Annotated in this window: 7 protein-coding genes; 4 read left to right on the forward strand and 3 right to left on the reverse strand. The window is 39.6% G+C overall.

The genetic code is table 11. From position 1 onward, the window contains the following. Positions 1-32: 32 nt before the first annotated feature. The gene (locus tag LDX50_RS07125; RefSeq protein ID WP_225697746.1) at positions 33-419 is read right to left on the reverse strand and encodes a hypothetical protein; all 387 of its coding nucleotides are present in this window, start codon (positions 417-419) and stop codon (positions 33-35) included. A 1,576-nt stretch (positions 420-1,995) separates the two neighbouring features. On the opposite strand from LDX50_RS07125, the gene LDX50_RS07130 reads away from it, so the two are divergent. The 4 genes from LDX50_RS07130 to LDX50_RS07145 all read left to right on the forward strand — a co-directional run bounded on the left by LDX50_RS07130 (position 1,996) and on the right by LDX50_RS07145 (position 9,255). Then, the gene (locus LDX50_RS07130) at positions 1,996-3,225 is read left to right on the forward strand and encodes a serine hydrolase domain-containing protein (protein ID WP_225697747.1); all 1,230 of its coding nucleotides are present in this window, start codon (positions 1,996-1,998) and stop codon (positions 3,223-3,225) included. 108 nt (positions 3,226-3,333) lie between these two features. Continuing rightward, positions 3,334-3,837, forward strand: a complete 504-nt coding sequence (locus LDX50_RS07135; RefSeq protein WP_225697748.1) for a hypothetical protein — start codon at positions 3,334-3,336, stop codon at positions 3,835-3,837. Between the two features lie 469 nt (positions 3,838-4,306). Continuing rightward, positions 4,307-8,245, forward strand: a complete 3,939-nt coding sequence (locus tag LDX50_RS07140) for a hybrid sensor histidine kinase/response regulator transcription factor (protein ID WP_225697749.1) — start codon at positions 4,307-4,309, stop codon at positions 8,243-8,245. A 203-nt stretch (positions 8,246-8,448) separates the two neighbouring features. Further along, a complete protein-coding gene (locus LDX50_RS07145; protein ID WP_225697750.1) occupies positions 8,449-9,255 on the forward strand; it encodes a hypothetical protein in 807 nt (268 codons plus the stop codon). Between the two features lie 136 nt (positions 9,256-9,391). Here LDX50_RS07145 and LDX50_RS07150 read toward each other — a convergent pair whose 3' ends face one another. Next, positions 9,392-10,141, reverse strand: coding sequence for a DUF6090 family protein (locus LDX50_RS07150; RefSeq protein ID WP_225697751.1), 750 nt, complete (start codon positions 10,139-10,141; stop codon positions 9,392-9,394). A 197-nt stretch (positions 10,142-10,338) separates the two neighbouring features. After that, entirely contained in the window at positions 10,339-12,990 is a 2,652-nt protein-coding gene (locus tag LDX50_RS07155) for a T9SS type A sorting domain-containing protein (protein ID WP_225697752.1), read from the reverse strand. Positions 12,991-13,145: the final 155 nt, after the last annotated feature.

Raw genomic sequence — 13,145 nt, forward strand, 5'->3', positions numbered from 1 at the left:
TTTCTGTAGCTCATTATCAATATTTAACTAATTCATTCAATTGAAACAACTGGAACAGTTTTATGTATTTCCATTTTGGTTTCATATTGATATGTGCCTATTTGCCTTGCACACATCTCCGGAGGAACTTGAATTTTTTCACTATCATAATAGGATTTTCCATTATAGTTCACCAGTAAAACAAGTGTCGTGTTTGGAAATTCACCAAATTCTGCCAAAGCCATATTAGGCTTTATGGTTTGAAAAATTTTGAGTTCCGATTTAGTTAAGCATTCTCCTTTTTCAGGAAACATTAAAAGTCCTGGTATAGAATCTTCAGGACTAAGAGTGTTTACATCAGATTGAGATGACTTGAATAATAGGAATAATCCTAAAAATGTCACGATTACTCCAGTAATAAACCCACCTAAAAATTTCATACTATCTTCCCGTCAATTATTTTTTATTTGTTATTATAAATGTCCCACAAAAGTAACTCTTCCAGCGTGATTGAGCAAGTCCAGCGGGACAGGTGCTAGCCAAGAATTTGACAAAAAACATCCTTCGTTGAAAATTAAAGCCATTTTTTAATTGTTCAGCAATCTTTAGCATCCCTTCGAAAACATTTATGTTCGCTCGATATTCGATACCATAATTAAACTCACAAAACGAGTCACACATTGACCATTTGTTTGGGAATAACTACTTTAGTTTCTGTATTGGGAAATAAGTCTATATAATGGACAAATCTTTTACATATTTCTGCTTCATTTTCTCAACTTTTCTGGTTGCCTTAGGAATATTGTTTGAAGTCAACCAATTGTATGTTCAAGGTCGGAATTGGTATACGAAAGATTACACCGCATACGGAGGAGTTTATATGATTTTTTTCGGAATACTCGGATATTTTCTCTGGTACCAGACTCTCTCACCCTTTAGCAGGATTAAGCAATTTTTTGAAAAATTTCGTAAAAAATGAGTCCTTTATGTTGCGTTGCAAGGTTTTACTAAGCAAAACGTACTTTAGTTTCTGTATTGATGACTATTTAGAAATGAAAGATCACAACTTAGAAAATGTTTATTAGGATTCAGACAAATATACCGTACGGGTTGCTATTCGCCATTATTGATTTATGGGTGTTTTTCGGCAGTTGTTTTTTAGTAAGCCTTATTCCTGCTGAAGGATACTATAACGAAGAAGATGATGAGTAGACTATTTTGAAAATCCTGGGTTCTGTAAATTATGTATCGGAAAGTGACACACAATACGTCCCCCTTTTAGGGGGGTTGGGGGTGTTTCGTTTAGGACAACAACAGCAAGATGCTCATTTAAATATCAGACAAAACGATTAGTTTAAAATTCAAAAAGGTCTATGCCTACGAAATCTGGTTACAATAAAATTTCGAAAACATCATATGGCATTAAAAAATTGATTTTAATAATCTGTTTTTCCTCGATTTCTATTGCATCAGTTGGATATCTATTCTTCAAGGATCAACTCCTGCTTACTATTAGAAAACTTCGAAAAGCAAAGCAATCGTTATAAAAACACAGCGAATTCATAGAGGACATGGTATTTTCACTAATAAATACACGTATCTGTTCGAAGCTGAAAATAATACTTATACGGGCACATATGATGAAAAAAACCTTTCTTCATCGAAGACAGAAACGGGCGATTCAATAGTAATTAAATACGTTGTGGAAAACCCAAAAATTTCCAGATACGAAAGTTTGTCTGAATGAAGTGCATTGAAGCAGCCAGATAACAGCCAATGTTTTCAACAAAATTGAAGTTTAATTACAACTGATTGAAACGAATCTACCTGACACTACAGGCTAAATGACCATGTCGAATGATTTGCGCATATGAATCAGGCTTGCTCTAAGGTTGATCTGCAATTTTGAAATTCAGATGGATATTATCAATTTGTGTATTGCATTAATTAAGCTTATTCAGTACTGAGCTGATCAATAATCAACTTTACAGGTGTTTAAATCCTTTCTAATTTCATATGAATGTCAATAATATAATCCGCTGCCTGTGGATACTTTTTTTAGTATCCGCATGTCAGTCTAATCCGCATGAGGCAAACCGATTTCCATCAGAGGAATTAGTGGTCAGTCAAATGGATTCCTTAGTAAAGGCGAGTGAACTGCCTGGCTTTGTTGCCATTGCTGTAAATAATGAAGGAGAAAGCATTACCTACACGTTTGGGAATGCAATATGGAATGAAGAGTCCCCGATCAGAGCCAATAACATTTTCAGAATTGCATCTATGACAAAACTGATTACGAGTATTGCCGCGCTTCAATTAGTAGAAAAGGATTCTCTTGAATTAGATGAGGACCTGACCGGTCTTTTACCTGAAATGGCATCCATACCAATTTTGACAACCGAAAAGGAATATATTCATGGAAAAAGGCCTATTACACTCAGAAGTCTATTAACCCATACCTCAGGGTTTGGCTATTTCTTTACGGACTCATTATTGGCAGAGCATGATGCCACTGACTGGAATTATGAGGACTTACCGAGAAGATTTGAAGCCGGGAGCCAGTTTCTATACGGAACCAGTACCGATTGGGTGGGCAAGGTGGTCGAAAAAATATCAGGGCGTACTTTGGAAGAATATTTTCGCGAAAACATAACAGGACCATTGGGTATGAACCGAACCTGGTACAATGTCCCTGATTCTCTAAAGAATGAAATTGTATCATATGGTCATATGGGAGACGATGGAACTAAAGAGCTGTCTGAGTACCCGGATAGAATTCCTGAAAATGAGACTCAATTTTACAGCGGTGGTGGCGGTATGTTTTCATCTCCTGAAGACTATACAAAGTTGTTATACTGTTTGTTGAATAATGGAATCTTTGAACAAGAACGAATACTACAAGAAGAGACCGTTAATCAACTATTTACCGAACAGCTGGAAGGTATTTCTATGGACATTGAACAGAATTATTTCCAGCAGGGCCTTTGTTGCAATTTCAAGGGGTTAATTAAACCTACTTCAAATTGGGGTTTAGCAGGCTTAATCGATACAGAAACGACTGCATATGGCCGGAAAGAAGGCACTTTACTGTGGGGCGGAATTTTTAACACCTATTGGTTCATTGATAAAAAATCAGGGATTGCCGGAAGTATCTATACGCAATATTTACCTTTTAATCATCCGGCAACAACATCGCTCTTTGATAAATTCTCCCAAATAATATATCAAAATTACAACCATCATTAAAGACAAGTTCGATGCTTCGTCGAAACTTTAGTTACTGAATTGGGAAGTGATACATTGTCAAATTTTTTCATTGAATACACCTGTGAAATCCACAAAACATACAGGGATATGTGTAAGGCTTTACATGTTGGAAATGGCGACCTTACCAGGTCACAACGAATAAAGAATAACATGAAAACCAGGACGAATTTAACACTTGTATATAATTTCTTTTTCATTACAACAGTGTTCTTATTTACAGGATGCTCCCAGGAGTTTGCTTTTCAAAGCTCTTCAGTAGTACCCTCTGCGGAAGGCTCAGTCAGTGTAAAGAAAGGCGACAACAACAATTACAACATTGATTTAAATGTGAAACGACTGGCCGAACCTGACAGGTTATCACCTCCGATGGCCGTGTATGTCGTTTGGATGGAAACCACTCAAAGCGGCGTTCAAAACCTTGGCCAGTTAGAAACTTCCACAAAAGGATTCTCCAAAATGCTTTCCAGTTCATTAAAGACCGTTACACCTTACCAGCCCACGAGCTTTTTCATCACCGCGGAAGATGATGCCCTTAGCAATTATCCAGGTCAAACTGTAGTTCTTAAGACCTCATCATTTAACATCAAATAGCAGTTGGCCTTCTAAGTGATCGCGGCTGATTCCATTTTAGGCTAAATTTGATTACTCCAAACATTAAGTAATTCTGATGCTTTGGAAAGAATAGTGAATTCAGAAATGACGTTCTTTTGCAATGACTACTAATAATGGGTTTTAGTTATAGAACGCTCTTTTTAAAAATCAAATTTTTGCATCCTTTTGCTAATAATACTCTGAGTATTTGTACCTTATCTAGGTATCAATTTTGGTTGCTTGGTAATCCCAACCTGATTAAGCGACAATTATGCGGGTACAAAAGATACATTTATCGGTAAAATTCGTCCATGCATTTTTTATGTATTGGATTCTTGTCTCCGTGCCCTCTTATGTCTACTCACAACAACCTGCGCATGCTTTTAAAAGATTTACTATTGAAATCAATAATGTTGCATATGATTTCAGCATTATTTCTATTGTACAAGATGATCTAGGGTACTTATGGATGACAACCGGGGATGGACTCCTTAAATATAATGGTTATGAATTTGAATTGTACCGCAATATTCCCGGAGATTCAACCTCTTTAATTCATAATACTACCGAATCCCTTCTTGTAGACTTCTACGGAGATTTATGGGTCGGAACAGGCCGTGGATTAAGTCGTTATAAACATAGTTGCGATTGCTTTATCCAATATCATTCCAGACCAGGTAATCCGGCGCCTTCGGGATTTATTACATCAATGTCTGAAGATACGTCTCATAACCTCTGGATTGGAATGCAGGAGGGCGGACTGTTTCGATATGATCGTGACCGCGATCGCTTTACACGGTTTCTGGATGATTCAGAAGATCCGAATTCACTAACTGGTGAAATTATCAGGGTGGTGTTGGCAGACAGCAAAAACAATATTTGGATTGGAACTGGTTATGGAGCCATAGAAAATGGTGGCGGTCTTATTCGTTTTGATCCTGTATCCGGAATTTCATCGAGGTTTATGCATGAGCCGGATAATCCAAACAGTTTGATGGATAACAGGGTGAGCGCTCTTATGGAGGACCGGGATGGCAACATATGGGTTGGTACCTATCAGAACGGATTGCATCGTTACGATCCAGGCAGAAAAGAATTTGCCAGAATGGTAAACGATCCTTCCCATTCAAGCCGGTTATATCCATCTCCCGGGCAAAAAGCGTGGGAACTTCCTCCATTTATTTCCGTGCTATATCAAGACCAGGCTGGTGGTTTTTGGATCGGTACCTGTGGAGGAGGAATAAATTATTTTAATCCTGACACCAATGAAGTGAGTTATTATGTCCACGATCCCGAAGATCCCAACGGGGTTTCAAATGATAAACTCTGGTCTTTTTTTGAAGATAAATCTGGTCAATACTGGCTGGGAACACTGGCTCAGGGGGGGCTTCATAAAATGGACCCATTCAAATCAAAAATCACAAGGTATACCACGTCCAATAATATGCATGTTATATGCATCCAGGAGTACAGATCCAAGCCGGGAAATCTGTTGATTGGAACCAGTAAACATGGTCTTCAGCAATTGGATATCAAAACAGATGAAATAAAGAAAATATATTCTGATGAATTACAACGAAGCAAGTTTAAAGAAAGCATTATCAATGATATTCTCGAGGACTCCAATGGGATGTTATGGTTAGGCCTGAGTGAGGAGCACCCTGAGGAAACTGCAACATCAGTTTCAAAGATAGATAAGGGAGGGTTGGCTAGTTTTGATCCTGAAACAGGCAAATTGATGCTCCATCCGTTCCAACAGGATAAAAAATCGGAAGTAACAAGTGAATCAATTTACAGAATTTGTGAAGATCAGGATGGCTATTTATGGCTCGGGATGGGTAAAAACGGTCTTTTCGGTTTTGATAAAAAGAATTCGATTTTCAATCGGTATAATTTACCCATGACGGGCAGGCAGTCTCGGCCTGAGATCTATATGATAGAAAAGGATTCGCACGGGACACTTTGGGTTGGAGATGTGTCAGGGGCCGGAACCTTGTTTCGGCGAAATAGCATGAATGAAAGGTTCGAACCTTTTCTGGAAGGTTACAAAGTCAAAAGCTTCTATGAAGATTCTTCCGGCAGATACTGGGTGGGCACTGAAAACCAGGGGGTACTTCACTTTGACAAGGACAAACGTATTTTTCGTCAATATACTGAGGATGATGGTTTGCCCAGCAATACAGTAGTTGGAATACTGGAAGGTCCACCGGGTACATTCTGGTTTTCAACCTACCGGGGATTATCCAGGTTTGATCCTGAATCAGCCAAGTTCACTTTTAAGGGATTGCCCAGTCATCGATTCGACAAGGCTAATCATAAGGCCAGTGATGGCGAACTCTATTTTGGAGGAAGCAGTGTATTGTTTTCAATAGTTCCCGATAAGACAAGTGGTAATCAGATTGCCCCGAGTGTATTGGTTAGCGGCCTCAGGATATCTGGGAAACCTTATGATCTTGACATAGGAAATGCTTCCAATTCAGAGAAGATCATACTGGCCCATTCACAGAATGATGTGACATTCGAATACCTTGGATTACATTTTAGCGATCCTTCAAAGAATCAATACAGATATAAGCTGGAACCCTTTGATCTTGACTGGATTGATGCCGGTACCAGGCGAGTAGCTCAGTATACCAATATCGATCCGGGTACGTACACCTTCCGCGTGATTGGATCCAACGATAATGACGTATGGAGCGAAAAAGGTGCATCACTTCAGTTTGTGATTAAAAAAGCGTGGTGGTCCAGATGGTGGGCATATCTCTTGTACGCAACTATTCTCTGTTTTCTCGCCTATAACATTTACAGATTTCTGCTTTCCAGAAAATTAGCTATCGAAGAAGGTAAACGTCAGAAACAAATCAATGAATTAAAAAATAATCTGTATACAAACATTTCACATGAATTCCGGACTCCACTAACCGTCATTCTGGGCATGACAGACACCCTGGAGAAGGAACTTAATAATAAAGCCACACACGGCGTTACTAATACACTGGAATTGATCCGGAGAAATAGTCAAAGTTTACTGATGCTCGTAAATGAAATGCTGGAACTGAGCAAACTGGAAAGCGGACATGTACATCCTGATTATGTGCAAATCGATGTTGTTCTTCTAATTAAATATTTGGGTGACAGTTTTTCCACCTATGCCAACAAAAAGAATATTCAGCTCAATGTGTTTTCTGAAATAGATGAACTCCTGATGGATGTGGATACCGAGAGATTTTCGGCCATACTTTCGAATCTCCTCTCAAATGCCATAAAATTCACGCCACCTCATGGGACTATTGAACTGCATTTTCAACGTAATAATGACGGATTTCTTAAAATATCGGTACGCGATTCCGGAGTGGGTATATCCAGGGAAGATCTGCCTCATATCTTCGACCGTTTTTATCAAGGTGATTCAGCAACCGTAAAAAAAACAGAGGGCACAGGCATTGGACTCGCGCTTACAAAAGAGTTAATAAACAAACTCGGCGGTGAAATTTCAGTGACAAGCACTCCAGGCAGGGGCAGTGTATTTACTGTATTGATACCCATTACCCGTAATGCGCCAATTAAAAGCCAGGAAAACCTCAACCTGAATTTGAAGGACTTCCCAGGTTTTCAAAATGAACTGGAGGAAGAAAATACTATTTCCACTTCAAATCCCGAACGTCCGTTAATTCTGATTATTGAAGACCACAAGGATGTGGCCGGTTATATCATTCAATGTCTGTCTGGTACATATGAAACGTTATATGCTGCAAATGGAGATACTGGCCTGGAATTGGCATCTACACACCTCCCGGATATCGTGATATCGGATATTATGATGCCTGGCAAGGACGGTTATGAGGTGTGCAAAACGCTTAAAGAGGATGAACTTACCGACCATATCCCAATTATCATGCTTACTGCGAAGGCAACAACGGAAGATCGTCTGAATGGGCTTTCGCTTGGTGCAGATGCCTACCTGGCGAAACCCTTCCTCAAAGAAGAATTGTTAACGCGTATAGAGCAATTGATATTACTTCGAAAAAAACTGATCAGTAAATTTGAATATTCCGGTTTCAGACAACAAAACCAGGGCCGAAGAATAGACCCGGAAACCAGATTCATTCAAAAGGCCGTCGCTTATATTCATAATAACTTATCGGATGATACTTTCGGTGCGTCCAGACTTGCGTCCGAATTGTTCCTGAGCGAATCCCAGCTATATCGAAAATTAAAAGCCTTAAGTGGGAAATCAACCGCCGTGTTTATCCGGTACGTACGTTTACAGGAAGCAAGAAATCTGCTGAGATCAACCGATCTGACCATCACCGAAATCGCATATGAAGTAGGCTTCAGAAACCTGTCCTGGTTTAGCCGAATTTTTAAGGAGGAATTTGGCTTTCCGCCCACTGAAGTGCGCAAATAATCAAACGCTCCATGTTAACAGTCTCAACACCTGATGTAAATGTTCAGGCTATTTAAGGCTATGACCAAATAGCAACATCGATTGATTAAATAGTGAAAATGAGTCTCTTAAGTATCTGTTAATTTAAGTTATCCGGTTGTTCCGGATATTTTCTGATTTGTCTTCTCAAAAAAAATCAAAGTGAAATTAAACAGGTAGTCATTATGAAAACGAAATTGATATTGCAGATGTTTGCTTATGCCTTCATTGGATTTTTTCTGGCGTGTTCCGATGATGAAGTCGAGACAGAACCACCACAGATTTGTGACACTCCGCCTTGTGGCCCCATAATTTTTGATAGGGTGGAAACTTTTCTTATTACGTCCAATGGTAAGCGTTGGGAAGCAAAAATATGGATCCCTGCTGAATACGAAACAAACAAGGACCTCCCCTCTATTTACCTAGTAGATGATGAAGAACAACACTATCCTGTGGCTACTGATGAATTTGAAAAGGTAATTGAAGGATGCCAACGGATAGGTGGTCTGAATGTCCTCGTAATTACAGTGGCAGATTTGGACCCGAACATGAATGTGGTTAATGACTTTCAAGAGTTCTATGACATTTACAAGGACATTGTTTCTTACGTTGAAACAAACTACACAGACAATGATTCCAGGACATTAATAGGACGGGGAAGTGCTGCCAGCTTGGTACTAGCGACGCTTTTTATGGAAAAACAAGAGACCACACTTTTCCAACATTATATTGCAACTACAGTGCCAGGCCTTGCATATTTCAACGAAATAATGGACAAGGGTAATTTCCCGCCGGAAAAGTCCGATAAAAAGCTACACTTTTCCTTTGATGGAGAAAGTAACTATGACTTAAATATGAGATTCATAAATACACTAAGCGATAAAGCCTATCCCTGGCTGGAATTTGAGTGGGCAGAATATCCTGATATGACTTTCATCAATTCATATCCAACAGCCTATGCGGATGGCATTGCTTTTATTTTTGAAGAGTAAATTACCAATTCCCTAACCTTCCCGGGAAACCGGATCAACCACGTTTTGGAGACGCAAAATCTTGCGTCTCCATTTTTTATTGATGGAAAAGAAAATTGAACATTATGCATTCCCAAAGAAATTCACAGCGTGCTCATCATTTACTTTCACTCAGCTCCTCTTCCGCTAATTGAATTATTTTCAAATTCAATTCCCTGACGCTCTTCAATTCGTTAACGGCATCCGTCATTCTGGAATAACGATCTGAAATATAATCTTCGAACAAAGGGTCCTGAACTAACCCTCTGTAGTCCGAAGAAAATTTGCTTTTCCCCATCTCCGTTCGGTCTGTGCTTCTGTAATCAACATTTCTAACGTATTTCTCAATCACCGGCTTTGCAGCCAACCTCGTATCTAACGATCTTAACTCATCCTCGCGGGCATCCGCCACCAGGTCTTTCCAGCTAAAAAGCATGTTCGTCAGGTCTTCGTTAATGATGAGGTTGATTTCGCCAGACGAAATTCCGGACTGCAGCGCCCCATTTTGCGGGTCAAAAGTCCACGTCCAGCTGGTATTTTGCAGTAAATTCCTTATGTAATCAGCATCATTTAAAATTGAGTCGGTATGACTAATTTTCAGAAACTCATATGAACTCCTGACGACCAGGTCATCATATCTCAGAACGGTATCCAGTTGTTGCAGATTCTGAGTGAATTCGCGTTGGATCGATGTTAGAAGTGCATTCTTTCTATCAATTCCCTTTCTGTGTTCATTCCAGTCATTGATTGCCAAGGCAATCAAAATACCAATAACTACCAGTACAATTTCACCGAATGCATATTTCAGGTACCCTATTCTACCTTTTGAAAGAAGCGTTCGCCTTATTTTTCTAAAGAATGTTATCATAGAATGCGGATGGTGATAATGAAGATGACCCTCTTCAAACTTGCCTAAATATATTAAATCCACCTAACTTTCACAGTCCATTGCACTGCCTTCTGCTTCAGGGGGTAAGGCAGGAAATTGAATTGGCTCATTGCCATACGCAAATGTCAAAGATCTCCGTCAGACGTTGACAACTATACCGTCAAGTGGTTATTATTTCACGGCTTCACCAACCTCTTCAGTTCCACTTTATCCCCGGTAATGATCCTGACCAGGTAAACCCCGCTGGGGTATTGGGAAATATCAAGTTGTACATTGCCGAGGCCGTTACCCGGATCAAGCCAAGACTCATAAACCATCTTCCCTGAATTATCCAACACCTGGATATGGGTCTTATGAGATGGATCCTGTTTCCAGTCAACAGTCACTTTACCCGAATTGGACGGATTGGGATATATGCTCATCGAGCTAACTTCTTCCGGGGCACAGCCGGCCAGGATTTCTTCAATGGTACAGGAATTATTTTTAAACACAAATTCACCTGTGATTGATCCATTTTTCAACAGGTTGTACAATCCGCAACAGTCTCGGATAACATTTACTCCCTGGATATCCAATGAGCCTACAGATTCCAGATCCTCCAGGTCGTCAAAAGATTCCAGATATAAATTATTAAGACGCAATCCTCCCACCTTCGATTTTCCTTTCAAACCCACAAGGATGTCTTTCGGGCCATTGTATTCCACATGCAGAAAACTATTTTCTCCCAATTTTGGAATAATTCCCGTATACAGTGTAGAATCAAATACCCAATATAGACGAAGTGTATCAATGCAAGGAACGTTCGGCAGCCAGTTTGAATTGCTCAAATGCAACTCATCCTTATCAATAGATAGATTATCTTCGATGAAAACATAATCAATAGTATCCATCAACGATACTATTTGACCTTTGGTCTTAGCCCATTTGAAGTCAATTCTGCCTAACGAGGAGAGATTTGAAAATGAGCCCAGATCAATAAAGGTGCCTGTAATATTTAATGATTCCCCTATGAATTTCAAATTTTGAAATCCGGGGAATTCCATCTGATCATAGCTTCTATAACCATAGAAAACAAGACTTCCTATAATGGAATCGAGTTGAAGGAAAGGTGTTGTTTCAATAGCTTCATTACTTCTTAAATACAGGCTGCCACCTAACGTCTTACACGCAAATTTATCCACATCATCCTGGGTGTAGACATAGTAATCCCCTTCACATGGAAAATCGCACAAATGCATCAGATCATTCAATTCAATGGCATTTGATTCAAAGATCAAATTTCCGGTTATCTCACCTTTGGACAGCAGATTACATAACGCCGAGTAATCTTCAGACTCCACTGCAATTAATTCAAGTTCATCAATCTCCATCAGCGATTCAAGTCCTCTAAATGTGTTTACAAACGCTGTTTGCAAATGAATCCCCCCAATTTTAGTTCTGCCTTTAAATCCATCAAATGAGTTAAAATAAGCAAATTGATCCCCGACATTATAAGCAAAGAAATGTCCATCATCACTTAAATATTTCAAAATATAATCATTACCAAAATAAGGGGTGTTGTAAATGGCAATTGTATCAACTGAGGGTACTAATGGCATCCAGTCGGTGGTTTTATCACCCCAGATTCCATTTAAATGTACTGACTCAACCTTATGGGTTAATTCCACAAGCTTACCTTTCTGAAATATACTATCAAGACAGATTTGCCTCACATGATTCAGGCTGGCAAGCGACGAAAAGTCAAAAATTTTTATATCCGGATTAATTCCATTATTAATGTAGAGTCTGTTCCCAATGAAGGCAAGGTTAGAAAACCCGGAATGATCCGCCTGATCAACATCAATTATGAGGTCCCCTTTTATGGAATCCAGGACCAGCAGCGGCGAGGTATCTACCTCTTCTCCCATCGTCCTCAAAGTGAGATTACCTTCAACCGTTTTACAAGTGAAATTATCGATGTATTCCTGGCTCTTCAGTACAATATCACCCGAACATGTATAACACCCTGACAGAATATCTTCCAGGCTACAGGAATTGTTGGAAAAAACAAACTCAAGAGGTTGGGGATCTCCCCGAAGGTAATGCGAAAGGCCACAACACCCTTCTGATGTCCGCACATTCGAAACAATGAAATAATCTGCCGAATCCAGCTCAGACAGACCGTCCAGGCTGAGACCATATGCCCCGGTCAAATCCAGCCTTTTTAGATGATGAATTCCTTTCAGTCCATCCAGTTTAGAAAATGCGGAGTAGTTCAGCGTTAACTCCCCTCCTTCCGGAATCCTCGAGAGAAACGCTTCATTGTGATCAGCGGCGATCGTACTGTTAAGAACCAGCGTCTGAATGGTGTCAATATTATTCAGCCATGTGATATCCTGAAAATAAGAAGCATACATGGACAGATGGCGCAAATACTTCAGGGCAGGAAATGAATTAACCAGTGTCACCTCGTTTACAGAGAGGCTTAAAAGGCTGTCCAGCTTCTGTAATGAACCAATCTCAATTCGGGTATCACCGCTGGATCCGCCGCGGGAGGAAATCTTTAACTCCCGGGCTTGTTTGAGGTTTCTTAATCCGCTCAGGTCAGGGGATATTTCAGGAGAAAACTCGATATACAGGGTTTTATGGACTTCGGTAAGAATTGAGAGGGGTTCTAAATTCAACTCCTCCGTTATGATCAGGGTTAAGTTCCCGTCAACAATAGCACAATTAAAATTGTCCAGGTCTTCCTGGTTCTGAATTTTAATATCTTCACTGCATATGGACTGGCTTTGAACACCATAAATCCCCATGAAGAAGATAAGAAAGAGGGTAGTAATGGTTTTCATATGTACGCATATTTTTTACGAATTTTTTATTCAGCATTATCCGTATAACTGCCTTGAAAAAATTTACAAAAGCATGAATTGAAAGGCAATGACGATTGTCATACCTGGAGGAAAAGTGTGATCCCCATAGTTGCTTTGCAGGAGGTTGTTTTTAT

This window comes from Fulvivirga sedimenti (assembly GCF_020328055.1).

Bases quoted from the DNA above. Each gene is read 5' to 3' on its own strand.
- LDX50_RS07145 (WP_225697750.1), top strand. From the start codon at position 8,449: ATGAAAACGAAATTGATATTGCAGATGTTTGCTTATGCCTTCATTGGA.
- LDX50_RS07130 (WP_225697747.1), top strand. From the start codon at position 1,996: ATGAATGTCAATAATATAATCCGCTGCCTGTGGATACTTTTTTTAGTA.
- LDX50_RS07140 (WP_225697749.1), top strand. From the start codon at position 4,307: ATGACAACCGGGGATGGACTCCTTAAATATAATGGTTATGAATTTGAA.
- LDX50_RS07150 (WP_225697751.1), bottom strand. From the start codon at position 10,141: ATGATAACATTCTTTAGAAAAATAAGGCGAACGCTTCTTTCAAAAGGT.
- LDX50_RS07125 (WP_225697746.1), bottom strand. From the start codon at position 419: ATGAAATTTTTAGGTGGGTTTATTACTGGAGTAATCGTGACATTTTTA.
- LDX50_RS07135 (WP_225697748.1), top strand. From the start codon at position 3,334: ATGTGTAAGGCTTTACATGTTGGAAATGGCGACCTTACCAGGTCACAA.
- LDX50_RS07155 (WP_225697752.1), bottom strand. From the start codon at position 12,990: ATGAAAACCATTACTACCCTCTTTCTTATCTTCTTCATGGGGATTTAT.